At 41.7% G+C, this 24,970-nt stretch carries 25 protein-coding genes and 1 pseudogene; 24 read left to right on the top strand and 2 right to left on the bottom strand.

The window, feature by feature from the left end; all coding sequences use genetic code 11:
* The first annotated feature begins 44 nt into the window (after positions 1-44).
* The 13 genes from leuB to DYE66_RS07805 all read left to right on the top strand — a co-directional run bounded on the left by leuB (position 45) and on the right by DYE66_RS07805 (position 10,979).
* Positions 45-1,082: a 3-isopropylmalate dehydrogenase gene (leuB, locus tag DYE66_RS07865; RefSeq protein WP_115325098.1), complete on the top strand. Its 1,038-nt coding sequence runs from the start codon at positions 45-47 to the stop codon at positions 1,080-1,082.
* Position 1,083: 1 nt separating this feature from the next.
* Complete coding sequence (locus DYE66_RS07860; protein WP_002998338.1) at positions 1,084-1,371, top strand: DUF1294 domain-containing protein; 288 nt, start codon at positions 1,084-1,086, stop codon at positions 1,369-1,371.
* On the top strand, positions 1,349-2,737 hold the full coding sequence (leuC, locus tag DYE66_RS07855) for a 3-isopropylmalate dehydratase large subunit (RefSeq protein ID WP_002998227.1): 1,389 nt from the start codon (positions 1,349-1,351) through the stop codon (positions 2,735-2,737). The genes DYE66_RS07860 and leuC overlap by 23 nt, the downstream gene beginning before the upstream one ends.
* 13 nt (positions 2,738-2,750) lie before the next feature.
* The gene (gene leuD / locus DYE66_RS07850; protein WP_115325097.1) at positions 2,751-3,344 is read left to right on the top strand and encodes a 3-isopropylmalate dehydratase small subunit; all 594 of its coding nucleotides are present in this window, start codon (positions 2,751-2,753) and stop codon (positions 3,342-3,344) included.
* Between the two features lie 108 nt (positions 3,345-3,452).
* On the top strand, positions 3,453-4,238 hold the full coding sequence (locus DYE66_RS07845; RefSeq protein ID WP_115325096.1) for an L-threonylcarbamoyladenylate synthase: 786 nt from the start codon (positions 3,453-3,455) through the stop codon (positions 4,236-4,238).
* 627 nt (positions 4,239-4,865) lie between these two features.
* Positions 4,866-5,669 (top strand): alpha/beta fold hydrolase, encoded by an 804-nt coding sequence (locus DYE66_RS07835; protein ID WP_115325095.1) that lies wholly within the window; start codon positions 4,866-4,868, stop codon positions 5,667-5,669.
* Positions 5,670-5,676: 7 nt separating this feature from the next.
* Positions 5,677-6,252, top strand: a complete 576-nt coding sequence (locus tag DYE66_RS07830; RefSeq protein ID WP_002998474.1) for a GrpB family protein — start codon at positions 5,677-5,679, stop codon at positions 6,250-6,252.
* Positions 6,242-6,508: a hypothetical protein gene (locus tag DYE66_RS10820; protein WP_164785577.1), complete on the top strand. Its 267-nt coding sequence runs from the start codon at positions 6,242-6,244 to the stop codon at positions 6,506-6,508. Before DYE66_RS07830 ends, DYE66_RS10820 begins: the two co-directional genes overlap by 11 nt.
* Positions 6,509-6,716: 208 nt before the next feature.
* Complete coding sequence (locus tag DYE66_RS07825) at positions 6,717-7,295, top strand: class I SAM-dependent methyltransferase (RefSeq protein ID WP_002998318.1); 579 nt, start codon at positions 6,717-6,719, stop codon at positions 7,293-7,295.
* 178 nt (positions 7,296-7,473) lie between these two features.
* Positions 7,474-8,148 (top strand): MIP/aquaporin family protein, encoded by a 675-nt coding sequence (locus DYE66_RS07820; RefSeq protein WP_002998247.1) that lies wholly within the window; start codon positions 7,474-7,476, stop codon positions 8,146-8,148.
* A 168-nt stretch (positions 8,149-8,316) separates the two neighbouring features.
* Positions 8,317-8,814, top strand: a complete 498-nt coding sequence (locus DYE66_RS07815) for a GAF domain-containing protein (RefSeq protein WP_044123799.1) — start codon at positions 8,317-8,319, stop codon at positions 8,812-8,814.
* Positions 8,814-10,514, top strand: a complete 1,701-nt coding sequence (dnaX, locus tag DYE66_RS07810) for a DNA polymerase III subunit gamma/tau (protein WP_002997718.1) — start codon at positions 8,814-8,816, stop codon at positions 10,512-10,514. Before DYE66_RS07815 ends, dnaX begins: the two co-directional genes overlap by 1 nt.
* A gap of 243 nt (positions 10,515-10,757) precedes the next feature.
* On the top strand, positions 10,758-10,979 hold the full coding sequence (locus tag DYE66_RS07805; RefSeq protein WP_277422187.1) for a DUF3272 family protein: 222 nt from the start codon (positions 10,758-10,760) through the stop codon (positions 10,977-10,979).
* Here the strand turns inward: DYE66_RS07805 and birA are convergent.
* The gene (gene birA, locus DYE66_RS07800) at positions 10,954-11,895 is read right to left on the bottom strand and encodes a bifunctional biotin--[acetyl-CoA-carboxylase] ligase/biotin operon repressor BirA (RefSeq protein WP_002998016.1); all 942 of its coding nucleotides are present in this window, start codon (positions 11,893-11,895) and stop codon (positions 10,954-10,956) included. The two genes, DYE66_RS07805 and birA, sit on opposite strands and share 26 nt — an antisense overlap.
* Positions 11,896-12,160: 265 nt before the next feature.
* On the opposite strand from birA, the pseudogene DYE66_RS07795 reads away from it, so the two are divergent.
* The 11 genes and pseudogenes from DYE66_RS07795 (at position 12,161) to DYE66_RS07745 (ending at position 24,133) form a co-directional block, all read left to right on the top strand.
* Positions 12,161-15,157 (top strand): annotated as a pseudogene (locus tag DYE66_RS07795) (type I restriction endonuclease subunit R, EcoR124 family).
* A 122-nt stretch (positions 15,158-15,279) separates the two neighbouring features.
* Positions 15,280-15,501 (top strand): type II toxin-antitoxin system RelB family antitoxin, encoded by a 222-nt coding sequence (gene relB / locus DYE66_RS07790; protein WP_002997994.1) that lies wholly within the window; start codon positions 15,280-15,282, stop codon positions 15,499-15,501.
* A complete protein-coding gene (locus DYE66_RS07785; protein ID WP_002998538.1) occupies positions 15,502-15,765 on the top strand; it encodes a type II toxin-antitoxin system RelE family toxin in 264 nt (87 codons plus the stop codon).
* Between the two features lie 250 nt (positions 15,766-16,015).
* Complete coding sequence (locus DYE66_RS07780) at positions 16,016-17,128, top strand: ImmA/IrrE family metallo-endopeptidase (protein ID WP_002997951.1); 1,113 nt, start codon at positions 16,016-16,018, stop codon at positions 17,126-17,128.
* A complete protein-coding gene (locus tag DYE66_RS07775) occupies positions 17,125-17,628 on the top strand; it encodes a DUF4411 family protein (RefSeq protein WP_002998175.1) in 504 nt (167 codons plus the stop codon). The genes DYE66_RS07780 and DYE66_RS07775 overlap by 4 nt, the downstream gene beginning before the upstream one ends.
* A 102-nt stretch (positions 17,629-17,730) precedes the next feature.
* Entirely contained in the window at positions 17,731-18,189 is a 459-nt protein-coding gene (locus DYE66_RS07770) for a type II toxin-antitoxin system HicB family antitoxin (protein ID WP_002998207.1), read from the top strand.
* A 137-nt stretch (positions 18,190-18,326) separates the two neighbouring features.
* Positions 18,327-19,178, top strand: a complete 852-nt coding sequence (locus DYE66_RS07765; RefSeq protein ID WP_115325094.1) for a DUF6161 domain-containing protein — start codon at positions 18,327-18,329, stop codon at positions 19,176-19,178.
* A gap of 92 nt (positions 19,179-19,270) precedes the next feature.
* Positions 19,271-20,836, top strand: a complete 1,566-nt coding sequence (locus DYE66_RS07760) for an RNA-directed DNA polymerase (protein WP_115325093.1) — start codon at positions 19,271-19,273, stop codon at positions 20,834-20,836.
* Between the two features lie 8 nt (positions 20,837-20,844).
* On the top strand, positions 20,845-21,435 hold the full coding sequence (locus tag DYE66_RS07755) for a hypothetical protein (RefSeq protein WP_115325092.1): 591 nt from the start codon (positions 20,845-20,847) through the stop codon (positions 21,433-21,435).
* Positions 21,436-21,448: 13 nt separating this feature from the next.
* Entirely contained in the window at positions 21,449-22,576 is a 1,128-nt protein-coding gene (locus tag DYE66_RS07750; RefSeq protein WP_115325091.1) for a restriction endonuclease subunit S, read from the top strand.
* Between the two features lie 27 nt (positions 22,577-22,603).
* Entirely contained in the window at positions 22,604-24,133 is a 1,530-nt protein-coding gene (locus tag DYE66_RS07745) for a P-loop NTPase fold protein (RefSeq protein WP_167410116.1), read from the top strand.
* Between the two features lie 457 nt (positions 24,134-24,590).
* Here the strand turns inward: DYE66_RS07745 and DYE66_RS07740 are convergent, their stop codons facing one another.
* A complete protein-coding gene (locus DYE66_RS07740; RefSeq protein WP_019775018.1) occupies positions 24,591-24,809 on the bottom strand; it encodes a hypothetical protein in 219 nt (72 codons plus the stop codon).
* Positions 24,810-24,970: the final 161 nt, after the last annotated feature.

The raw sequence follows: 24,970 nt of genomic DNA, 5'->3' as shown, positions 1-24,970 counted from the left end.
AGAAATCAGCCAACGGTTCGCTAAACTAGAAAAAGGAAAATTCAATGACTAAAAAAATCGTGACCCTAGCAGGGGACGGCATTGGCCCAGAAATCATGGCAGCAGGTCTAAAAGTGCTAGAGGCTCTTACTAAGAAGATTGACTTCGCCTACCAATTGGATGCCCAGCCCTTTGGCGGAGCGGGGATTGACCAGTCTGGTCATCCGCTGCCAGAGGCAACCTTGTCCGCTGCTCGCTCAGCTGATGCCATTCTCCTAGCTGCCATTGGGAGTCCCCAATATGACGCGGCTCCAGTTCGACCAGAGCAAGGTCTTTTAGCCCTGCGCAAGGAGCTCAAGCTATTTGCCAACATTCGGCCTGTCAAGATTTTTCAGGCTCTTAAGCATCTCTCACCACTAAAGCCAGAGCGGATCGAGGGTGTTGATTTTGTCGTCGTCAGGGAACTGACAGGTGGTATCTATTTTGGTCAGCATGATCTCAAGGGAACTAGCGCCAGAGACATCAATGATTATTCGACTGAGGAGATTGAGCGTATTGTCCGCAAAGCCTTCACCATTGCCCAAGGGCGTGGCGAGAAGGTGACCAGCATTGATAAGCAAAATGTCCTAGCTACCTCCAAACTTTGGCGAAAGGTTGCTGATCAAGTAGCCCAGGACTATCCTGAAGTCACCCTGGAGCACCAGCTAGTTGATAGTGCCGCCATGTTGATGATTACGGACCCAGCTCGTTTTGATGTGGTCGTGACCGAAAATCTTTTTGGCGATATCCTGTCTGACGAATCTTCAGTCCTGCCAGGAACCCTTGGTGTCATGCCTTCGGCCAGCCATTCTCAGGATGGCCCTAGCCTTTACGAGCCTATTCATGGTTCTGCTCCAGATATTGCTGGACAGGGGATTGCCAATCCTATTAGCATGATTCTCTCGGTTGCCATGATGTTAAGGGATTCCTTTGGCCAAGAGACTGGTGCCAGTCTCATTGAGCAGGCCGTCGATAAAACCCTCAATCAAGGTGTGCTGACTCGTGATCTGGGAGGCCAGGCGACAACGGCTCAAATGACCGCAGCTATTATTGCTAACCTCTAGGATGAAGATTTTACTAGCCCTCTTGATTTTCTGGAATGCTCTGACTTTTTGCCTCTACGGGATTGATAAAAGACGAGCGATAAAGGGGCAATGGCGAATTCCAGAAAAGGCCCTCTTAATCCTTAGTCTGACAGGAGCTGGTCTGGGAGCATATCTAGCAGGAAAATTATTTCACCACAAGACCAAGAAGTGGTATTTTAGACTAGCTTGGTATCTAGGCATATTAATCCAAGTCAGTCTTATCTATTGTTTATGGAGATTTAAAAATGAGTGGACAATCAATTTTTGATAAGGTTTGGGACCGCCATGTCATTACTGGCAAGGAAGGTGAGCCTCAACTCATGTATGTGGATCAGCACTACATCCACGAAGTGACCAGTCCCCAGGCCTTTGATGGTCTGAGAGAAGCAGGTCGCAAGGTCAGACGACCCGACCTAACTTTTGGGACCTTTGATCATAATGTACCAACGGTCAACATCTACGATATTCGGGATGTCATTTCCAAGGCCCAGATGGATGCCTTGGCTCGCAACCTCAAGGAATTTGATATTCCCCATGCAGACCATGGTTCTGCCAGTCAGGGAATTGTCCATATGGTTGGCCCTGAAACGGGTCGCACCCAGCCTGGCAAGTTCATCGTTTGTGGGGACAGCCACACGGCCACCCATGGCGCCTTTGGTGCCATCGGCTTTGGAATTGGGACCACAGAAGTCGAGCATGTCTTTGCAACCCAGACTATCTGGCAGGTCAAGCCCAAGAAACTCTTGGTTAAATTTGTCGGCCAGCCCCAAAAGGGCGTCTATGCCAAGGACTATGTTCTGGCCCTGATTGCCCAGTATGGTGTTTCTGTCGGTGTCGGTCACGTTGTCGAGTACAGAGGCGAGGCTGTTCAGGCCCTCTCCATGGAAGAACGCATGACCATCTGCAATATGTCTATTGAATTTGGTTCTAAAATGGGCATTATGAACCCTGACCAGACCACCTTTGATTATGTCAAAGGACGAGATCAGGCACCTAAAGGGGAGAAGTTCGAGCAGGCTATCGCTGATTGGAAGACCTTGGTTTCAGACCCAGATGCCCACTATGACAAGGTTATCGAGATTGATGTTTCCCAACTGGCTCCAATGGTCACCTGGGGAACCAATCCCTCCATGGGCGTGGCCTTTGACCAACCCTTTCCTGAAATTCGTGATATGAACGATGAGCGGGCCTATAAGTACATGGATACTAAGCCTGGTGAGAAGGTGGAAGACCTGGACATTGGTTATGTCTTCCTAGGCTCCTGCACCAATGCTAGACTGAGTGACCTCAAGTTGGCCGCTAGGTTTGTTAAGGGCAAGCATATTGCCCCTAATCTGACGGCTATCGTGGTGCCAGGCTCGAGACCAGTCAAGACAGCTGCCGAAAAGCTAGGGTTGGATAAAATCTTTACTGATGCTGGATTTGAATGGCGGGATCCCGGTTGTTCTATGTGTCTGGGCATGAATCCAGACAAGGTTCCTGCCGGTGTTCACTGTGCTTCAACCAGCAACCGCAATTTTGAAGACCGCCAAGGTGTGGGGGCCAGAACCCACCTCTGCAGTCCAGCTATGGCAGCAGCAGCAGCCATCAACGGCCACTTTGTCGATGTCCGACAACTACCAGAAGCCCAGTAGGAGGAAGCCTAGCATGGAAAAATTTACCGTTTATACAGGGACTACCGTGCCTCTGATGAATGACAATATCGACACCGACCAGATTTTGCCCAAGCAGTTCCTCAAGTTGATTGATAAGAAGGGCTTCGGCAAGTACCTCATGTACGAGTGGCGCTATTTAGATGACAACTATACCGAAAATCCTGATTTTATTTTCAATACTGCCCCCTACCGCAAGGCAACTATCTTGATTGCCGGAGATAATTTTGGTGCTGGATCCTCAAGGGAACATGCTGCCTGGGCCTTGGCCGACTATGGTTTCAAGGTCATCATCGCTGGTTCCTTCGGGGACATTCACTACAATAATGACCTCAACAATGGCATTTTGCCCATTGTCCAGCCCTTAGAGGTTCGCCAGAAATTGGCCCGCTTAGCGCCAACCGACCAGATAACCGTTGATCTGCCGCAGCAAAAAATCATCTCACCAGTCGGTGACTTTGATTTTGAAATTGACGGTGATTGGAAACACAGGCTACTCAATGGTCTGGACGACATCGGCATCACCCTCCAGTATGAGGATCTGATTAGCGACTACGAGAAGCATCGTCCAAGCTACTGGCAGAACTAGGCCCAACGGGAATTACTTAGTTTTTGAAAATTCTGAAAAAACCTTGAAAATTCCAACTTTTCATGGTAAAATAAGCGAAGCAATTGATTAATAATTTGGAGAAGTAACATGACAAAACACATTCAATGGGACGGAAATCTTTCACAAGAAGGACTTGAGATTGTAAAAGGTGAGGGCGGCTGTATCGTCTGCCCAACCAAGGTTGGCTACATCATCATGACCAGCGACAAGGCTGGTTTGGAACGCAAGTTCGCTGCCAAAAACCGCAAGCGCAATAAACCAGGTGTTGTCCTCTGTGGTAGCATGGATGAGCTACGTGCCTTGGCTCAATTGACCCCAGAAATCGAAAGCTTCTACCAAAAACATTGGGACCAAGATATTCTGCTGGGTTGTATCCTCCCATGGAAGGAAGAAGCCTATGCTAAACTCCAAGCCTTTGGTGATGGTCGGGAAGAATTGATGACCGATAGCCGTAAGACCTCTTGTTTTGTTATCAAGTTCGGCGTAGCTGGAGAACAAATTGCTAAGGAAATGTGGGAAAAAGAAGGTAAGATGGTTTACGCTTCCTCTGCCAACCCATCAGGTAAGGGGAACCGTGGTAAGGTTGAAGGCATCGGTAGTCAAATCGAAGAAGCTGTTGACCTGGTTATCGAGGCCGATGACTATGTTGCTTCAATCCAACCAGACAAGAACGTTGAAACCCGCTACGAACAAGGCGTTATGGTTTCAATGGTCGATAAGGATGGTAAGCTCATTCCTGAACAAGGAAAGGACAGCCGTTCCATCAATAACTGCCCAGTTGTCATCCGTAAGGGACTGGACATCGACAAGATTATGATGAACCTCTCAGACGCCTTTAACTCATGGAACTACCGCCAAGGTGAATATTATTAAAAGAAATGAAGGCTGGGCAAAAACTTGTCCAGTATTCTTTGTTTTGGGATAAATTCTTGACGCAGTGGTTGGCTGGTTTTCCTTTTGTCGCAAGGCCAAAGCAGAAAAACCTAAATGCATGTGATGAACGGTGTTCATCCTATTTCCAACCTCAAAAAGTCCCCAGACGGTTTCGCCTTTTTCTAATTCAAGAGCGAAAGAAAGAGAGTGGGGCAAAAATCGGTAAATCGTCATAAAAAATGGCGATTTCGATTTTCCTCGCTCTCTTATTTTAAGGATCGGGTTGAAATCCTCCACTGGAGCATTTCAATCCCACCTCCGCACAGTTGATTAGGAAGGCCGCTATCACTTGCAAGGCAAGGGATAAGGACTTCCAATCAGCAGTGGTTCATTGGTGCTAAGGCACCTAATGAACTGTGCAGGGGTAAGACTTCTTGGCATAGCCAACAGTCATACTCCCAACCACTGCGTCAATTGTTTAGTACTACACAACAGAATCAAGCTTAGGACTTTTGTCCCAAGCTCGTTTAAGCTGTGCGGGGTGGGAATACGAACCAAAATTTTCAATTTTGGCTTCCTTCCCACTCCCTTTTTGATAGAATAACTGCTAATCTAAGGAGAGCCGCAATGTATAAAGCTAAAAACGTCTTATTCAAGAGAGATAATTTTGAGGTTGACTACCTCACTTTTGGTTTAGGACAGCAGCCACTGGTTTTGATTTCTGGATTGAGTCTGTCTCGCCTGCGTGGAAAGGCCTGGCAGATGTCCTTCATGTATCGGCTCTTTGCTAAAGATTATAAGGTCTATATGTTTGACCGCAGAAATCATATCCCAAGGGGCTATCAGGTATCAGATATGGCAGATGATTTGGCCTTGGTAATGACGGAGTTAGGGGTTAAAAATGCGGATGTCGTGGGAATATCGCAGGGCGGCATGATTGCACAAAGCTTAACCATTAAGCATCCAGAATTAGTCAGCCGCTTGGTACTGGGCGTAACATTATCGCGGCAAAATACTCTTGTTCAGTCAACTATTGGTGGCTGGATTGCCTTGGCACAAAAACGAGACCGGGAAAAATTGATTAAGGACATGTTCGCCAAAACCTATTCCGAAAATTATGTGCAAAAACATAGATGGCTGATTGCACTGCTAGCCAAATGCTTAAAGCCAAAGGAAATCGAGCGTTTTCTGATTTTAGCCCAAGCCTGTCTGACCTTTGATGTCTATGAAGAGCTAGGGGCTATCAACTGTCCGACACTGGTTATCGGCGCTGCCAAAGATTTGGTGGTATCTGGCCAAGCAAGTCTAGAGTTGGCGAATAAGCTGGGATGTCCTTTCTATCTTTATGAGAATTTAGGACACTCAGCCTACAGCGAAGCTAAAGATTTTAATCAGAGAGTCTTTGATTTTTTGCAAGGGAATGGAGGTTGACGATCAAATGAAAGTAAAATCATTAACAGAAATGACGTTAGAAGAACTTTGGCAGCTTTTTCCTATCTTTTTAGTCGAGCATCAGGATGACTGGGCAGACTGGTACGAGCAGGAAGCGGGATGCCTGCTGGCCTTGCTTTCTGAATCAAGTGTCAGTAGACTGTCCCATATTGGCAGCACCGCTATTGATGGTATTTGGGCTAAGAATATCGTTGATATCTTGCTGGAAGTGCCAAAAGGTTCAGACCTTCAGTCCATCAAGCAGAGACTTTTTAATGCTGGTTATCAGCTCATGTCTGAAAGTGGCAGCCGCCTGTCTTTTAATAAAGGCTATGAGCCAGAGGGCTTTGCGGATAAGGTTTTTCATCTCCATTTACGCTATCAAGGAGATAATGATGAACTCTATTTTCGCGATTATCTCAGAGAGTATCCCGACCTTGCTAAAGACTATGAGTCTTTAAAAAAAATTCTCTGGAAAAAATATGAACACAATCGCGATGCTTATACAGAAGCTAAGAGTGATTTTATCAAAACCTATACCCAAAAAGCTAAGGAAGAATATAAGAGAAGATATGAAAAATGACAATTTTACAGAATTGCTTAGTTGCAGCTATGCTGTCAAGCTGTTTTTGTCTATTTTGTTGGATAGCCCAAAAGCCAATTGGTTTAGCTGGAAAAGTTATGATGCAGATGTGGAACAAGGTTTATCTCCCGATGGTATTAGCTGGAGTTTAAACTTAGTCCCTTGCAGGTTTTGCCAAGGATTTTCGATATCAGAATGGCAATGGAAAATCCATTGTCTACCCTCAGTTCGGCCTTTCCTCAAACAAGGGCACTAACATTCTCCTGACAGCCATCAAGACAGCTAAAATGCTAGAAAACCCCGACCAGATACATTTCCGTTTCAGCTCTTGAGCAGGCTGATTTTCTAGTAAGAATTTTGACTTAGTTTGTGGCTTTTTTGCTATAATGAAGACATCGGCCTTCCATAAACTAACTTGTTGAAAAATTACAGGGCGATAAGATGTTTACTAAAAAGGGATATTTATGATTTTAAACTACTTAATCAATCAGTCCAAGATGCCATCAGGCTCCATTGGTAGGATGATGATGGCAATCTGGAACAAATCCTATTTACCCATGGTCAAGTGGAGTTTGCAATTTGTTAGGACTTCTCAAGTTCAGCGTATCTTAGATGTTGGGGTCGGTAACGGAAAATCGAGTGCCTATCTCAGTTCAGTCTTTCCTTTGGCAGAGGTTCATGGTTTGGATATTTCCCCAACAGCAATTCGAGAGGCTAAGAAGCTAGAAATTGCGGGTAGGCTAGATTTTACTGTCTCATCTATTGAACAGACCGATTTTCAAACTGGATGTTTTGATTTGGTCTGTGGCTTTCAAACACATTTTCATTGGGATGATTTGGCAGCAGGTTTGAACGAAATTTACCGTCTGTTGAAAGAAAGGGGGCAGTTATTGCTGGCTTGTGAACAAAGTAAATTAGCCTATTTTCTTCCTCAATTGAAAACGACGGAGGATTTTAAGGCTTTTATCCAACCTTTGGGCTTTCAACTTATCGCCACCTATCAAAAGGGAGGTTGGATAGCTTATTCTTGCCAAAAGAACTAGAATTAAAGGGCCACTTGGTGGTCTTTTGTTGTTTACTAGCTTTGCGTTTTTTTCTGAAAACCATCAAGTCAAACTTATTACAAACTCATTGCGTTTTCAAGTCGTATTATTTGATTCTTCAAAGAAGGAAGGCTATAATAATTCCCGTACTAAATAACTAAACTTTTGGGAGGGAAAAATGAAGAAATTTTTCGCAGAATTAATCGGTACATTTATCCTAGTTTTCGTTGGGACGGGAACTGTCGCTTTTGGTAATGGTATGGAGGGGATCGGCCATGTCGGTATCGCTCTTGCCTTCGGTTTGTCCATCGTAGCAGCAGTTTACTCAATTGGCACGATTTCAGGTGCCCACCTCAACCCAGCGGTTTCAATCGCTATGTTTGTCAATAAACGCCTTAATGCTAAGGATCTGGCTAGCTATATTGTTGCTCAAGTGGTTGGTGCCCTCTTGGCATCTTCCTTCCTTTATTTCTTGGTCAGCAACTCAGGTCTTTCCGTTGATAAGGTCGGTCTTGGTCAAAATGCCTTGGCTGATGGCGTAACGGCTCTTGGAGGTTTCCTCTTTGAAGTAGTGGCTAGCTTTATCTTTATTTTGGTTATTGTTACCGTAACTTCTGAAAGTAAGGGTAACGCCAAGATTGCTGGCATCGTTATCGGACTTACCTTGGTGCTGATGATTCTTGTCGGCCTCAACATCACAGGACTTTCGGTCAACCCAGCTCGTAGCTTGGCACCAGCCCTCTTTATCGGTGGCTCTGCTTTCAAGCAAGTTTGGATCTTTATCCTGGCACCAATCGTTGGTGGTATCTTTGCTGCTATTGTTGGTGATCAATTGTTGGGAACTGAAGAATAATATTAAGCGCCAAGTAACTTCCTTCTAGACTTGAAATCAGGACGATTTCAGGTCTTTTTAATGGTCTGCGAAGAAGTCGGGAGCCTGCCCCTAAATTCGCTTTTTACTTTTACCAATCTACGACTTGGCCAGCTCGCCTCTGGTCCCAATTTTTGCTATAATAACCTTATGACGAATTCAGAGAAAAAATCCCTTTATGACTTGTTGCTTGTCCAGTTGGAGTCCCTCTTAGAAGGGGAGACCAATGTTCTCGCTAATCTGGCCAATGCCTCGGCCCTGATTAAGGAAGCCCTGCCCAATTCGGTATTTGCCGGCTTTTATCTTTATGATGGCCAAGAATTGATTTTGGGACCCTTCCAGGGTAAGGTCTCTTGTGTTCATATCCAGCTTGGCAAGGGTGTCTGCGGCGAGTCCGCCCATAAAAATCAAACGCTGATTGTGGACGATGTGACCCAGCACGCCAATTATATCTCCTGTGATTCAGCTGCTCTTTCAGAAATTGTTGTCCCTATCTATCAAGACGACCAGCTCCTCGGTGTACTGGATTTGGATTCCAGTTTGGTTGGCGATTATGACCAGATGGACAAGGATTATTTGGAGCAATTTGTGGCCATTCTGTTGGAAAAGACAGACTGGAATTTTGCTATGTTTGGAGTTAAGAACTAATGTACCAAGCCCTTTATCGAAAATACCGCAGCCAGACCTTCCAGGAATTAGTTGGTCAAGAAGTAGTGGCCACCACCCTCAAGCAGGCGGTAGCTTCTGGAAAAATCAGTCATGCCTATCTCTTTTCAGGCCCACGGGGGACTGGGAAAACTAGTGTGGCTAAAATCTTTGCTAAGGCTATGAACTGCCCTAATCAAGTAGATGGTGAGCCTTGTAATGACTGTGACATCTGTCGAGACATAACCGAAGGTAGTCTGGAAGATGTCATCGAAATTGATGCAGCCTCCAACAATGGAGTCGATGAAATCCGAGAAATTCGCGATAAGTCGACCTATGCGCCCAGTCGGGCTACCTACAAAGTCTATATTATTGATGAAGTTCATATGCTCTCAACAGGGGCTTTCAACGCCCTGCTCAAGACCTTGGAAGAACCGACGGAGAATGTTGTCTTTATCCTGGCGACAACCGAGTTGCATAAGATTCCAGCGACCATCCTCTCTCGGGTTCAACGTTTTGAGTTCAAGGCTATTAAGCAGACTGCCATCCGCCAACATATGGCTGAGATTTTGGACAAGGAAGGCATCGCCTATGAGGACCAGGCCCTCAATTTGATTGCTCGACAGGCCGAAGGAGGAATGCGCGATGCCTTGTCCATCCTAGACCAAGCCCTCAGCCTTTCGGCCGACAATCAGGTGACAGCAGCCATAGCTGAAGAAATCACAGGTTCTGTCGGTCAAGCGGCTCTGGATGATTATCTAGCCAACCTAATCCAGCATGATAGCCTAGCCGCCCTGACCAATCTCAATACCATCTTTGATAGTGGCAAGGGCATGAGTCGTTTTGCCACCGACCTACTGGATTATCTGCGAGATATCCTTTTGGTTCAGGCAGGTGGTCAGGTTAGTCGGAGTTCGCAGGCTTTTGAGGAAAATTTGACGCTGGACCAGAGACGGCTCTTTGCCATGATTGACATCATCACCCGGACCATGCCTGAGCTAAAGAACGGCACCCAGCCGAAAATCTATGCGGAGATGATGACCATCCAACTGGCTGATGCCCAGCAAGCACCAAGTCAAGACCGAGCTGGAAACTCAGAAGAATTAGAGAAAGAAATTCAAATCCTCAAAAGAGAAGTAGCTCAGCTTAAGGCTCAACTAGAGACGGGGAATTTCACAGCTTCCGCTCCAGTCAGCAAGCCCAAGGCTTCCACTAATTTCAAATTCAAGGTGGACAAGGCCAAGATTTTGACCATCATGGAAGAAACGGTTGCTGATAGTGAAAAATCTCGCCAATATCTGGATGCCCTCAAGTCCTCCTGGAATGAAATTTTAGACTCTATCGGACCCCAGGATCGCGCCCTGTTGCTGGGTTCTGAGCCAGTCCTAGCCAATAGTGAAAATGCTATTTTAGCCTTTCGAGCTGCTTTCAATGCCGAGCAGGCCATGAAACGCAGCGACCTCAATACCATGTTTGGTAATATTATGAGCCAGGCCGCCGGCTTTTCTCCGCAGATTATGGCCGTGCCCAAGGCTGATTTTGAAGAAATCCGTGCCGAATTTGCCCAAAAGATGCGAGGTCAAAAAGGTTCAGAGGTTTCATCAGACTCCCCAGATGATCAAGTAGAAGCTAAGGAAGAGGATGGCCTGATTCCAGACGGCTTTGAATTTCTCTCTGATAAGCTAGAAGTGGAAGAAGACTAGACGAACTGAGACTGCTGGCCGATTCAGCAGAGCAAATACCGATTGTCTGCAAGAGGTCTCAGTTGTTGATAACCTTTCACTAATTAGTAATAACCAGCCCTATCAAATCAGGTCTGACTGGGCTAGTCACCAATCAGAAAATGTGCTTTCCTTCTTAACAAGCGGTCAATAAAATCCCACTAAATAGTAATAAGCGTAAAAAAATCCACCATTGCGGTGGAATTTCTGCTATAATGACCTTATATGAATCGATTACAGTTTATCAGCATGGCTCTCTGGTGTGCTGTTGAAAGTTACTTTTTCAGCGATGCCTTGCTTACAGGACATTTTTGGTTGGCGGCCTTTTGGGCCTTCCTCATTATTCGCAATTTGCAGAATGCCTATCTGGCAGACCGTCTGCTCAAGGAATTGCTTAAATCCCTATCTCATGGCCAAGGGACTAATAGTCCCAAGAAGAGAGACTAATTTCCCCAGAATTAAGGACTTTTTCTTGACCATCATCCAGCCGGACGACTAGCTGGCCGCTGTCAGTAATGTCAGTCGCTAGACCAGTATAAGATAATTGATTTTCCACAAAGGTCACTCGTTTATCCAGAACGAGTGATTTTTCTTTGTAAACTTTTATGAGATCTCGCTCAGGAGTATTTTGGAAAATGTTCCAGATTTCAGCAATCAGCTGATTGCGGCTGATAGGTGCTTGTTTGGTGAAGAGGCTAGTAGCCTTGTCCTGCAAGTCCTCAGGAAATTCAGGCACTAGGAAGTTAAGCCCAATTCCAATAATGACATCAGTAATCAGTCCCGTCTCAATGGAGGAAATCGCCTCGGTCAGGATGCCAGCTAGCTTTTTTTGACCCAGATAAATATCATTGACCCACTTAATCTGGCAGTCGATGCCCGCCAGTCGAGAAATAGCCTTGACAATACTGGAAGCTACCATGAGGGTATAGGCAGGAGCCTGGTCGTAGGGCAGGTTGGGTTGCAGGTGGAGGGACATATAGATGCCGCCCGATTCAGGAGAAAAGAAGGGGCGTGAAAAACGACCTCGAGCCGACCTTTGATTGGGAGCTAGATAAATGGCAGGAGAAGGCTGCCCTTTTTTAATGCCCTCCTTGGCATCCTCTTGAGTGGAGGCAGAAGTCTCATTGAGATAAACCTTTAGGCCTGTGGCTGATGTAATTTCGTCAGGCAGGAGCAGGTCACCAAGAAGCAGCCGGTAGCCTCGGTTCTTGATGGGCTCAATAACCAAGCCCTTGCTTTCAAGAGTTTTCATAGATTTCCAAATGGCCGTCCTTGAGACATCTAGCTGGTCAGCCAAATCCTGTCCACTAACGAAATCGTGAGCCTCCCACAAAATTTGGTAAATTTTCTCATAGGTTTTCATAGTATTTCCTCATTCCTCTTCTCTTATTGTAGCATAAAACCGCCCATGAAATGACTTGGCCGAGAATGAAAGAAGTAGAGTAGGTCTGACCATCATGAAAAAGGGAGCTTATAGTCATTTTGGATGCAGGGCTAGGAGTGGTCATCAAGTCCTTATGGAGCCTTGTTTCGGACTTCTTCCTTGCCTAAAATTATCTGAGGCTGGCCTTCCAGCAATTCTGGATATGCTATAATTAAATTATCAAACTAGATTAGAAAGGCATAAGATGCCCCAATATCAAGAAACCCAGCAAGAAAAGCGTTTAATTCAGACCCTAATAAGTGGCGACAGTCAATGGACCTATCGGCCAGATCTCAAGACTCCAGCAGAGCTGTGGGATAATTTTTTCCTCAAATTGGAGCAAAATAATGTCCCTGCCCTAGATGGACACCCCTTGACCCAGCAGGAGAAGTCGCAAATTCAAAACCAGCTCAACTTTGTCAACTACTATGAAGCAGCCAAGTGGCTGGTCGGAGAAAATGGCATTGCCAAGGTTCGGATTCAAAGAGAAGATGCCCGTCTGGGCACCATCAATCTAGATGTCCTCTTTCGTGACCATGTGGCTGGCGGAAAATCTTCCTACGAGATTGTCAATCAAGTTAAGACCTTTGCGGAAGACGACTTGGACCATAACCGCCGAGGGGATGTCACCTTCCTCATCAATGGCCTGCCCTTGATTCAATTAGAGCTGAAAAGTCAGCACAGCCCCTTCATGGATGCCTTTCATCAACTCAAAAAATATGATAAGGAGGGCAAGTTCCGTGGCATCTTTTCCAGCCTGCAGATGTTCGTCATCTCTAATATAGAAGACACCCGCTATATTGCAGCAGCCAAGGAGAATAAGCTCAATCCTCGCTTTTTAACCAAGTGGGTTGATACAGAAAATCAGCCCGTTCTCAATCTATTTGACTTTGCCCAAGCGGTCCTATCCATCCCTCAAGCCCACCAGCTGGTCATGCAGTACTCTGTTCTGGATAATAGCAAGAAGAGCCTGATTTTGCTGCGGCCCTACCAGATTCATGCTATTGAGGCGGTCAAGGAAGCCAGCTATTGCGGAGAATCCGGCTATGTCTGGCATACGACCGGTTCAGGCAAGACCCTGACTTCCTATAAGGTAGCCAGAAACCTCCTGACTATCCCTTCCATTGATAAGACGATTTTTATCGTTGACCGCAAGGATTTGGATGACCAGACAACCTCTAGCTTTCTCTCCTATGCTCAGAATGATACCATTGACATTGATGAGACCAATTCCAGCAAGGATCTGATTAAGACTCTGGCCGGTAAGGAACGGCGGGTGGTGGTAACCACCATTCAGAAAATTTCTGCCATGATGCGAAAGTTTGATCAGGGTCATTACCAAGCAAATCAGGATAAGATTCGTCAGCTGCGAGTCGCTTTCGTTGTTGATGAGTGTCACAGGGCAGTAACGCCTCAGGCCAAACGCTCCCTGTCCAAGTTCTTTATCCATTCCCTCTGGTACGGCTTTACCGGTACCCCTATCTTTGGTGAAAATCGCCGAGCAGCCCTAGGTGATCTGGCACAGACTACCGAGGAACTCTACGGCAACTGTCTGCATACCTATACCGTTAAAAATGCCATCCATGACGGGGCTGTTCTCGGTTTTCGGGTGGAATACCAGACCACGGTTGGTGAAGAGCTGGATGAAAAGTCCATCCCTGACTCGGTTTATGAGTCCCAAGAGCACATGCTGGAAGTTCTTCGCTATATCCTAAGCAAACCCGCCCGTCTTTTCGGATTTCGCAATGGTATCGGCAAGACCTACAATGCCATTTTGACAGTCTCCTCCATCAAGCAGGCCCAGGCCTACTATGACCTGATTAAGGCTGTCAAAGAAGGTCGAAGCAGTGTGAAAATTTCTGAAAAGACCAAGCAGCTCTTACCTGATTTTCCAAAGATGACCATCACCTAGTCTCTGACAGAAAATGAGGAAGATTCTTCTTACAACCAAGACAAGATGAAGGAGACCCTAAAAGACTATAATCAGGAATTTGGGACCCATTTTGGTCTAGCGGATTTGGCTGGCTTTAATACCGATGTCAATAAACGTCTGGCCAGAAAGGAAGACCGCTATCTCAACCGCAAGGAGCAGTTGGACTTAGTAATCGTTGTCGACCGGCTCCTGACTGGTTTTGATGCTCCCTGCCTTCAGACCCTCTTTATGGACCGCAATCCCCTCAAGCCCCAGCACTTGATTCAGGCCTTTAGCAGGACCAATCGGATTTTTGACAAGAACAAGAAGTTTGGTCAGATTATCACCTTCCAACAGCCCAAGGCCTTTAAAGAAGCTGTGGATAAGGCCCTCTGGCTCTACTCCAAGGGCGGGGAGAACTATGTTCTGGCCCCTGAATGGGAGGATGAGAAGGCTAAGTTTGATGATAAGCTGGCGCAATTCCGCAGCCATATCTCTGAACAGGCAGGTCTGGGCATTGATCCTGACTTGGCGGATACCGCCCAGCTCAAGCAGTTTGCTAAGGCCTATCAGGAGTTTGACAAAGCATTTGCCTCCATTCAAGTCTATGGTCAGTATGACCAAGACCAGGTCTATAGTGAAGCTGGGCTAAGCCAAGATAAGTTAGATAGCTACTTAGGTGTCTATCAAAATGTTCTAGCGGAGTTGAAGCTCAGACGGCAAGAAGATGACGAGGAGACTGATGATGACTTACTGGATATCCTGTATGAGCTGGAGGCCGTCCAGGTTGATGACATCAACTACGACTATATTATCAACCTGATTCAGGCCCTGATTGGTCAAGATGCTAAGGAAGTCAAGTCCTTTTCACCAGATGACTTGACAACTATTGATAGCTATATCGCCGATCTAGCCAAGCGCCGGCCTGAGTTGGCCAAGGTGGTCAGCCAGCTCTGGCAGTCCATTCAGAAAGACCCACAGAGCTACCAAGGTCAGTCGGTGACTGAGCTCTTGGAAGAAATGATTGACCAGGTCATTGAACAAGAGGTCACCCAGCTGGCAAGGAAGTGGTATATCGGTGAGGAGGAACTCTACTATCTGGCCAAGCACTATAACCCTAAGGCGCAAAAGCAAGCGGGCGAAAGCGAACTGATCGCCAGCCAGCGCTATCAGGACTATAAGGCCCAAGTCGCTGAACCCCTCAATCCCCTCAAATACAAGAAGGCCATCAAGGAAGACTATCTTAAGCTCATCCAAGAGGTCATCTATCCCCTGTTAGCTAAGCAATAGGAGCAAAAAAATCGGATTAATTATGAATAAATAATGAAGGCACTCGATAGGGTGTCTTTTACAGACTTAGTTTGACTTTTTCAAAAGGGGGTGCTACAATGTGTTACACAAGGAGAAGCATGATGAGTACAGTAACAGTCAGATTAAACAAAGATGAAGAAGACTTCTTTAAAACCTATGCTCAGATTACAGGAGTCAGTCTTTCAACCCTCTTTAAAAAGTCTCTGGAAAAGGCCATTGAAGATGAGTATGATTTGAAACTCTATCAAGAGGCCTATCGAGCCTACCAAGAGGATCCAGAGACTCTTTCTCACGCAGATTTTAAAAAGGAATTAGGTTTCTAAATGTATCAGGTTCGCTATTCCAAGAAAGCCCAGAAGCAAATTAAAAAGTTGGATAAGTCTGTTCAGAGATTCCTCTTTTCTTGGATTGACAAGCATATAGACGGAAGCGACAACCCTAGACAGTTTGGGAAAGGACTGACGGGCAATCACGCTAGAGAGTGGCGGTATCGTATCGGCGACTATCGCTTGATTTGTGATATTGAGGACGACAAGTTGATCATTCTGGCCTTAGAGTTTGGTCATAGGAGGGACATCTATAAGTAGGCTAGAGTCCTGATTTTGCCAGCCTAGGCTTGGCCCTATCACTTATTCAAAAGTCCTGAACTTGAGCAAAGTCAAAAATAAATCCGAAAAAATAAATGAAGTGATTGGATACCAAGGATTAAACCTCAATGGTTCCCGCCAACAAACTAGCTAAGGTTTAAGAAGGAGTCCAATTACCATAATATCTATGTTAAAATATAAGTAGTATAAGTCTTGCTTTTACGACAATCATGAGATAGGAGGTGGAGACATGGCTAAGGAAGTGGCTATCAATACGGAAAATTTAAAAAGCTATATCAAAGCATCCAATATCCCAATGGAAATAATAAGAAAAGATGTCCCTAAAATAGAGGATATATTGGAGGGCAAGAAGAAGCCAACTTTTAATCAGATTTCTAAAATTGCCAAGCGTCTTAATCTACCTACAGGTGTCCTGCTTTTAAAGCAAAAGATTGACTCAACTGCAACAAGCGTTAATTTCCGAACAATTAATTCGCAGACTATTGATGATATGAGTCCGGAGTTAAGAGATACTATTTTAGAAATGCAAGAGAAGCAAGAATTCCTAAAATCTGAAATCGAAGATAGCTTGGATTTTGTTGGGTCATTCACAATTAATGACAGTAGTGAGGATTTATTGCATGCTGTCCAGGCTCATCTTGGGATGGATGACCGTAAAAAAAGATTAGAAAAATATCGGGAAAAAATTAGTCAAGCTGGTGTATTCGTATTTTTCAATGGAAAAGTGAAAGATAATAGCCATCGAAAGCTTGATTTGTCAGAATTTCGAGGATTTGCTCTATCAGACTCCAAAGCACCTATTATTTTTATTAACCAAAGGGACTCAAAGACTGGACGGCTCTTTACTTTAATCCATGAGTTTGTCCATCTCTTTCTAGGAGATAGTGATTTATATACATCAAAGGAAGCAAGGTCAAGCAATTCTTTGGAGGCTTTGGTAAACAAAGTTACTGGTGAAATTCTAGTACCCAAGCAGGAACTAAATAATTTACTAACAGCAGACCAGACTTATCGGCAACAATTAAGCCATCTGGCTCATTCTTTTGAGGTTAGCCAGTATGTTATTACAAGGCGGTTGTTGGACTGTCAGTTCATAAGTCAAAAGGAATATGATGCTATTATCAAAGAACTTGACCTGGAATTTGAATCCAGCCCCAAGCGCAAGGAAGATTCTGGCGGTAATTACCGATTAAATCTTAATTTTAGGATGGACCACAACTTCTTTAATTATGTAAACAATGCTGTCTTACAAAATAAGATAACCTATACCGATGCTTTCAATATTGTTGGAGTAGGCTATAAGGGTTATCAAGCTCTACTTAAAGGAGGGAAGATTGCTTGAAATACCTATTAGATTCAAATATTTACATCAACTTCTATGATAGATATTACCGAAAAGAATTCTTTCCCAGCTTTTGGCAAAAATTACCAAAGCTATTAAATGAAAATGTTATCATCCCTAAAATAGTTGTCTCTGAAAATTATCAAAATGAAGCTTTTAAAGCTTGGTTATCCGAAAACTACAATAAAGATCTTTTAGATCATCGTGATTATGCTCAAGAATGGGGAGAAGTTCTGGAGCATATCCAAACATGTGGCTTTTATAAACAGGAAGCCTTAATAGCTGATAAGGGATGGGCACATGAAAAAATTGCGGACCCTTGGTTAATCGCTATTTCTAAAGAAGAAGGCTATACTGTAGTGACGAGTGAGCAACCGGTTACCAATCTAAATCAAGGACGCCCTAGTCGAAATGCAAAAATCCCTGATGTTTGCCACCAATTGAATGTGAACTGTATTGACATGAATCAATTTTTTAGGGAAATTAACTTATCTGTTTAGAGGGAAGAGGCAGAAATCATTAAGCTTTGGTGGGGTAAACCTATCATCAAAACAAGCTGGCCTCATCTAAGTAGTCCAGCCCCATCCAGAAGGAGGTCTATCATGCTAGTCGCTTATCCCGCTCTCTTTTACTACGACCCAAACGAGGAGTCAGCCAATCCTTACTTTGTCAGCTTTCCAGATATTGAGCTCTCAGCCACCCAAGGGGAATCACCAGCCCATGCCATCTTCATGGCTAGTGACTATCTGGGAATAACCCTGGCAGATGCCCTAGAGCAGGGCAGAAGCTTGGCTCAGCCCTCAGACATCAACAGCCTGTCTCTGGAAGTCAATAATCCCTTTAAGGATGACGAGGACATGACCCTCAACTATGACCCTGATAAGTCCTTTATCTCCATGGTCAGCGTGGACCTGGCCAACTATCGGGGTAACCAGGAGCCCATCAAGAAAACCCTGACCATCCCCCGCTGGGCCGACAGACTAGGGCGTCAGTTAGGACTTAATTTTTCCCAGACCCTAACCGACGCCATCGCCAATAAAAAGCTAGGCAGTAATAGTTAATCTTAGTAGCAATGATATGAATCAACACGACGAGGCTGTCGTGTTTTTTAGTTAGGATAAGTGGTGGGAGGACTAGAAGAGGTGTATAATAGAGGATGAGAAAAAAGTTACAATTCTAATTTTAGGAGGGAGATAATTTGACTTACACAAAGCAGCAGATTGCTAATCTTATGGATAGTAAAATTAGGTTTGAAATTGAAGTTGATGATGATTACTCTATAAACTATGAGAAGAAACAATTAACCTTTATTGAACTCGAAAGGATTTCAAAACAAAATTTGGATATTTGGAAGTCTATAGAGCATGAAGAGATTCCAATTGACATTACAAATAGTTGGAATGATATCAATTCTAAGATAAATGAAATCAGAGGCCACTTTTCAAAGATTGAAGAGTTTAATCTCGATGAAATTAAAAGTTTCATTTATCAGCAGTATTTGAATAATTTTACTGAAAACATGGAGAAATGGGAGGAAGAAAAAGAAAATAAGTTAAGAGAGCTTGAAGAAACATATAAAAACAAATTACAATTAGAAGAGCCTGAAAAACTTTGGAATTTACGTGCTGAAAATTATCGGAAGAAGGCTAAGTTTTGGACATATTTCCTCGTTGGAGCCTCAATAATGTTGGCATTAATTTTTTCAATGCTAGTATGGTTTCTATATGAATTTCCACTGGATATAAGTAAAAAGATTCCGTTCTTATCACAATCTTTCTTTGTAGTTGCTATTATTTCCTTCTTTATTTACATCATTAGAATACTTGTGAAATTGTCAATGTCAAACAACCATTTGGCTATTGAGTATGAGCAAAAAGCAGCTATGACACGCTTCTTCCAAGCCTTGACTTATGATGGTGAATCAATCAATGAAAATGAACGTCTGATTATCATTAACTCACTATTTAATAAAGTTGATACAGGATTGGTCAAGACAGATGGTGTTGAAATGGAAAATATGTTAGCGATATTAGCGAAGAATTTAAAATAAAATTAACTAATACAGCAGACAACAATCACATAAGCCACTAAGATGATGGTATAATAAATAGTGAAATTTTCAGGAAGGTGGCTCTAATAAGTATGAATCAAAAGAGTGTATTGGATATGTCGAATAAGGAAGCTCAAGATTTCTTTCTCAAACCGACATCCTATTCTAACATCAAGCTACCTCCTTATTTTAGTGTTGAGAACTTATTAGAGAATGCCAAAAATATATTGGGGAGATCTGAGTTAAAAAGTATTATATACACAAAAAAGGCATTAAAAAGATTTGCAACGGATGTAAATTTAACAATAGTTACCAACAAAGATGCAAAATACGCTTGGAGGAGTTTACAACTAATTCACCCCATATTGTATGTTGATTTAGTTCGTTTGATAACAAAGGAAGAAAACTGGGATGAACTAAAAAGCAGGTTTCGTGATTTTCAATCGGACGAGAAAATTATCTGTATATCTGTACCTCTTGAGTCAACAGGAAAAAAACAAGATCAAGCTGAACAAATACTAAATTGGTGGAAAAATTTAGAGCAGGCACAAATTGAATTAGCATTAGATTATAATTATTGTTTGCAAACTGATATCACAGATTGCTATCCTTCAATTTATACACATACAATCCCATGGGCTATTCATGGTAAAGAGTGGGCAAAGAAAGATAGAAGTAAAGGACTTGGAAATACTATAGATTCCAAAATACGACAAATGCAGAATGGTCAAACTAATGGAATTCCTCAAGGAAGTGCCTTGATGGATTTTATCGCAGAGATAGTTCTAGGCTATGCTGATATCCTATTGTCAAAAAAAGCAACAGAATGTGGTATTACAGGTTTCAAAGTTTTACGATACCGGGATGATTATAGAATTTTCACCAATCAGCTTGATGTAGCTGAGAGATTAATGAAGCTTCTTTCTGAGATTTTACTAGAATTAAATTTAAAAATTAATTCAAAGAAGACCTTTTTATGTAAGGATATTATTGTAGATGCTATTAAGCCAGATAAACTTTACTGGACAAGTCAGAATGTTGGCTTTTATAATAAAATTACTAAAATAAATTTTGAGACTGCAAGAGAATCACATATCAGAGAATATAAGCTTTCTATGCAGAAACATTTACTGCAAATAAAGTTACTAGGTGATAAATTTCTAAATTGTGGACAATTGAAAAAAGCTCTGACTGAATTTTTTAAATATAGAATTAGCACGTTAGACTCACAAGTAAATCAACTTTCGGATATTCCTCAACTGATTAGTATAATAGTCTCTATTATGATTAATAATCCAAAGACGATTGAAATATCAGCAACTATCCTAGCAAAATTGTTTGAATATGTAGCTCCAGAAGAAATTCCAGCTTTGATTGATAGGATACTGAAAAAGTATCAATCACTCCCAAATTCAGATTTTGTAGAAATCTGGCTTCAACGTATCTCTTTAACTGTTGATAGGACCAAAGACTACAAAAATAGGATGTGTAAAAAAGTAAGTGACAAAAATTCTGTTAAACTTTGGAATTCAAACTGGCTAAAAAGTGATAAGAGGTTAGATGAGAATTGTTTTATTGATGAAGAAAAAATTGAAAGTTTGACGCTTAATACAGATATTACAGATATTGATAGCTTTATGGATATTTATGGAGAGTGATAATTTTAATGAAATCATTTTTTGAAAATCCTCAATATCAATTGTTGTTAATCGGTGGGGTAGTATCTTTTGTGTCTACGCTTATAGGTATGTTTGCACAAACCCTGTTTAATAGTTTTCTGTCGCATAAGGGAAAAGTGAAACTATATATTAAATCCGTCTATAATCGTTCCAATCAGAAACCTTGGGGATTTTTTCAAGGGATTTCTGATATGCTATTTCAAGTTCCCTTATGGTTAGAGATTCATAATACGAAGTCCGTAAAGCAAGTCGTGAGAAATTTGAATTTGACTCTTTACTTGGACAATAAAAGAGTTGGTCAAACAATTCAGATAACCTCTACTTCAAATGATGAAGAAAAATTTATTTTTGGTAATGAAGAGTCTTATTCTTTTTTGATTCGGGGTAATGAAATTAAACGTTTCAATCTATACTTTGTCGTTGGAAAAAATGAACTGAATAGTGATTTCGATGAAGTGAGATTATCTTATTTTGATACAAAAGATAGGTATCACGAGTATAAAATCTTTGACATCTCTAACCCTTGGGAGATTAGCAATAATAAAATTGATGATGACTGGCAATTAGTGAATAAATAGAAGTGGAGTAGTAATGACAAAGCAAAAAATTCCAAAGATAAGATTTAATAATTATACTGACGCTTGGGAACAGCAGAAGTTGGGGGAAGTGGCGAAAATAGTTATGGGACAATCGCCAAGTTCTGAAAACTACACAGAAAACCCAAATGACCATATTCTTGTTCAAGGGAATGCAGATATAAAAAATAATCGGGTTGTTCCTCGTGTTTGGACGACTCAAATAACTAAGCAAGCACAAAAAGGGGACTTGATAATTAGTGTTAGAGCACCTGTAGGAGATGTTGGGAAAACGGATTATGACGTTGTTATTGGTCGTGGTGTGGCTGCAATTAAAGGAAATGAATTTGTTTTTCATATACTTGGAAAAATGAAGCAGTCAGGTTATTGGAATGCACTAAGCACAGGTTCAACATTTGAAAGTATAAATTCTACTGATTTAAATAATGCTTCAGTCATATTACCAACTTCTACCGAACAAACCGTCATTGGTGACTTTTTCCGTCAGTTGGACACCCTCCTTACTCTTCATCAGCGTAAGCTAGAAGAGTTAAAATCTTTCAAATCTACCATGCTTTCTAAAATGTTTCCCAAGCATGGTCAAACAGTCCCTGAAATCCGCTTAACTGGATTTGATGGCGAGTGGAAAACAGATAAACTGAAAAATAGGATGAACATTAGTGCAGGGGGCGATATAGATAAATCAAGAATTAAAACTATCGACAAGTATCCTGTTGTTGCAAATGCCTTGACCAACAAAGGTATTGTTGGATATTACGACGATTATAAAGTAAAAGCTCCTGCGGTTACTGTCACAGGTAGAGGAGACGTTGGCCATGCTATCGCACGTCATACTAGTTTTACTCCAATTGTTCGATTATTGAGTTTGCAATCAAACGATTTTGATGTTGATTTTTTAGAAAATATGATAAATTCTATCAGGATATATAATGAATCGACGGGAGTTCCTCAATTAACAGCTCCACAATTAGGAAATTATTATATACAATTTCCTAGTCTTGATGAACAACGTGTTCTGGGTACTTTCTTCTCCAACTTAGACAATTTAACATCATCAATCCAATCTAAAATCGAAGAACTTAAAACTTTGAAGAAGAAACTTTTACAGGACATGTTTGTCTAATATTATTAGAGGAGCTTTATAAAACTATTGGAAAAAAACAAAGATACAAGATTTATTGAATTAAACCATATTGATACAAGGGAAGCAGCTAAAAATGTTGCTAAACTTTTTGAAGAAAATAAAACCTATTTTCTGAATGGAGCTTGGGGTTCAGGAAAGAGTACCTTTCTAAACGAGGTTAAAAGTTATAGTAATATGGACTTTGTAGTATTAGATTTATGGCGATTATCTGATAATAGATCGATTATTGAAGTCGGTTTTTCAAAGATACACCCACAATTATACAGGTCATATAAGGGATTACTTGTTGCCATAGTTGCCATAGCTTTGCTATTTACGACCCAATTTAATTTTGGATTACAAAGTTTTATTAATGAAAGATTTGGAGCATGGGCAAACTTTATAACCCTTTTATTCGGGGTTATTGCATTAGGAGCTGCCATCTATCAATTTTTTAAACCCAAATCTGATATTTTTTATGCTAGTCAATTTGAAAGGCTTGAAATAAAAAATAAGCTCCTAATCATTGACGACTTTGATAGATTAACCGAAGGACAGCAAAAGGAATCGTACAAATTATTTGCATTATTAAATGGAAAACTTCCAATAGTTTTTGTTGGAGATATTGAAAAAGTTTACGATAATGCACCAGACAATTTTCTTTCAAAAGTTATCGATAGAAGGATTGATTTACCATTTGGACTTCACCCGTCAAATATTTGGAATGGATATTTCAAAGAGTTTGAAAGAAAATATGATATTGCTTTAAGTAAGGAATTTAAACAACTTTTTATAATAGAGAGACGGAATTTAAGAGATAGAGTTCATTTTAATGATTATGTTACCAAGGAATTTATTGATAGAAATAAATATGGTCGTGTACAGGTAGAACAAATACTCGTAGTAATATACATTTATTTATTTTATCCAGGCGGGTATACAAAACTTTTTAACGACGAAATCGTGTTACTATTACCAGATGAAGAACTTGGAGATGATATAATCCCAAAAATTCTCAAAACAATCCTGAGAACAGAATTACACCAACTCCCAAGAGACTTCCTAACGAATAAGAAAGATTACTATGTTTATGAGTCACCGAGTAATTTGACAAACGAAGAACTAAAAAATATCTTTGATAATGAAAAAGCTCTCAGTTCTTACATTGCAGATTCTGAAATTATTAGTGACTTTTATATTTACCTTCAAGATAAATATGATAACTTTCCTGAAACTACGAAAACAATGCTTCTCAAAATTGCGTTGGGAGAGCCTGCGAAGACCGGTAATGTGAGTTATTCTGTGGATTTTATACTTAGGAGAGTAACCGAAAAGTACATCAGGGAGAATGATGTGGAAGTTGACTTTGAGGAGTTATTATATATTTTTTGGAAAACAAAACTCGAAGAATTTAAAATCAATGATTATAGCATCTTATTATTTATTTTAGTAAATTATTGTTACTACCGCGATAATATTGCTTTTGAGCGCATTAATATAGACTTTCCTGAGCTATCAAGATCAGATTTTAAAACATATCAATTTAAGCTATTTTAAATATTATGGAACTTCTTGGAAAGATCTAGGGGAAAATTCTGGAAAGCTGTTAATATTTTTAATGATGATAATTTTATTAGATATTGGCTTGACCGAGATTTTTTGAAAGAAATCGAATTCAATATTTTTCAATTCAATCCAGACCAGAATAGTGATGGACCGCTTATTTTATCCCATATTAGGAAAAAATAGGTTCATTAGAGAAAAATAATTTCACTGTAAAAATTAATAAATTTGACTCTGATAAATTAAGGTTTATGGACCAGACAAATTTGAGTAATAAATTGTCATGCCAGTGTTCGTCGCTATCTGACAAGCTTTGTCGAAAAAGACCTCTTAGCCATGTCAGGTTCTACACGAGACAGACAATACAGCTTAAAATAATATAAAAATCCGCTCATAATCCGCTCAAAAATCCGCTCAGATGGGTGAGCGGATTCTCTGGGAAGGGTTGAGATTACTGGATTTCTTGGTCTAGGAGCCTGATGTCCTCGAAGTCGTCAGTCATTCTTAAGTCATCGTCCCCCTGAAAGGGATTGCTTGGGAGAGGGATTAGTCTAATGACACCGTTTGCTTTGACTTGGAGGTCAAATTCTTGTCCTGTCTGGATGCCTAAGTCTTCTGGCAGGACTAGGACGAGGTTCTCTCCCACTTGCTGGATTTTAATGCTTTTCATGGTCTACCTCCTGGGCTTATTAAATCTACTGGATTTACGTTCAAGTCTATTTTATCATAAAAATGGGGCTGAATTGGTCAGATTTTAAGTCCCTTCATTTAGAGCGGTCTCCTTCAAGAGTCAGCTCTGCTATTTACCATCAAACTAAAGGAAACAACACC

Source organism: Streptococcus downei MFe28, assembly GCF_900459175.1.
Lineage (GTDB): Bacteria > Bacillota > Bacilli > Lactobacillales > Streptococcaceae > Streptococcus > Streptococcus downei.
Note: the sequence above shows the minus strand (reverse complement) of the source record. Positions and strands in the feature narration are given on the sequence as shown.

What these genes read in the sequence shown, in the direction of transcription:
- leuC (WP_002998227.1), top strand. Translation starts at nt 1,349, where the DNA reads ATGAGTGGACAATCAATTTTTGATAAGGTTTGGGACCGCCATGTCATT.
- DYE66_RS07750 (WP_115325091.1), top strand. Translation starts at nt 21,449, where the DNA reads ATGACAAAGCAAAAAATTCCAAAGATAAGATTTAATAATTATACTGAC.
- DYE66_RS07815 (WP_044123799.1), top strand. Translation starts at nt 8,317, where the DNA reads ATGACGAATTCAGAGAAAAAATCCCTTTATGACTTGTTGCTTGTCCAG.
- DYE66_RS07755 (WP_115325092.1), top strand. Translation starts at nt 20,845, where the DNA reads ATGAAATCATTTTTTGAAAATCCTCAATATCAATTGTTGTTAATCGGT.
- DYE66_RS07740 (WP_019775018.1), bottom strand. Translation starts at nt 24,809, where the DNA reads ATGAAAAGCATTAAAATCCAGCAAGTGGGAGAGAACCTCGTCCTAGTC.
- DYE66_RS07760 (WP_115325093.1), top strand. Translation starts at nt 19,271, where the DNA reads ATGAATCAAAAGAGTGTATTGGATATGTCGAATAAGGAAGCTCAAGAT.
- leuB (WP_115325098.1), top strand. Translation starts at nt 45, where the DNA reads ATGACTAAAAAAATCGTGACCCTAGCAGGGGACGGCATTGGCCCAGAA.
- DYE66_RS10820 (WP_164785577.1), top strand. Translation starts at nt 6,242, where the DNA reads ATGAAAAATGACAATTTTACAGAATTGCTTAGTTGCAGCTATGCTGTC.
- relB (WP_002997994.1), top strand. Translation starts at nt 15,280, where the DNA reads ATGAGTACAGTAACAGTCAGATTAAACAAAGATGAAGAAGACTTCTTT.
- birA (WP_002998016.1), bottom strand. Translation starts at nt 11,895, where the DNA reads ATGAAAACCTATGAGAAAATTTACCAAATTTTGTGGGAGGCTCACGAT.
- DYE66_RS07805 (WP_277422187.1), top strand. Translation starts at nt 10,758, where the DNA reads ATGAATCGATTACAGTTTATCAGCATGGCTCTCTGGTGTGCTGTTGAA.
- DYE66_RS07860 (WP_002998338.1), top strand. Translation starts at nt 1,084, where the DNA reads ATGAAGATTTTACTAGCCCTCTTGATTTTCTGGAATGCTCTGACTTTT.
- leuD (WP_115325097.1), top strand. Translation starts at nt 2,751, where the DNA reads ATGGAAAAATTTACCGTTTATACAGGGACTACCGTGCCTCTGATGAAT.
- DYE66_RS07820 (WP_002998247.1), top strand. Translation starts at nt 7,474, where the DNA reads ATGAAGAAATTTTTCGCAGAATTAATCGGTACATTTATCCTAGTTTTC.
- DYE66_RS07830 (WP_002998474.1), top strand. Translation starts at nt 5,677, where the DNA reads ATGAAAGTAAAATCATTAACAGAAATGACGTTAGAAGAACTTTGGCAG.
- DYE66_RS07780 (WP_002997951.1), top strand. Translation starts at nt 16,016, where the DNA reads ATGGCTAAGGAAGTGGCTATCAATACGGAAAATTTAAAAAGCTATATC.
- DYE66_RS07785 (WP_002998538.1), top strand. Translation starts at nt 15,502, where the DNA reads ATGTATCAGGTTCGCTATTCCAAGAAAGCCCAGAAGCAAATTAAAAAG.
- DYE66_RS07825 (WP_002998318.1), top strand. Translation starts at nt 6,717, where the DNA reads ATGATTTTAAACTACTTAATCAATCAGTCCAAGATGCCATCAGGCTCC.
- DYE66_RS07845 (WP_115325096.1), top strand. Translation starts at nt 3,453, where the DNA reads ATGACAAAACACATTCAATGGGACGGAAATCTTTCACAAGAAGGACTT.
- DYE66_RS07835 (WP_115325095.1), top strand. Translation starts at nt 4,866, where the DNA reads ATGTATAAAGCTAAAAACGTCTTATTCAAGAGAGATAATTTTGAGGTT.
- dnaX (WP_002997718.1), top strand. Translation starts at nt 8,814, where the DNA reads ATGTACCAAGCCCTTTATCGAAAATACCGCAGCCAGACCTTCCAGGAA.
- DYE66_RS07770 (WP_002998207.1), top strand. Translation starts at nt 17,731, where the DNA reads ATGCTAGTCGCTTATCCCGCTCTCTTTTACTACGACCCAAACGAGGAG.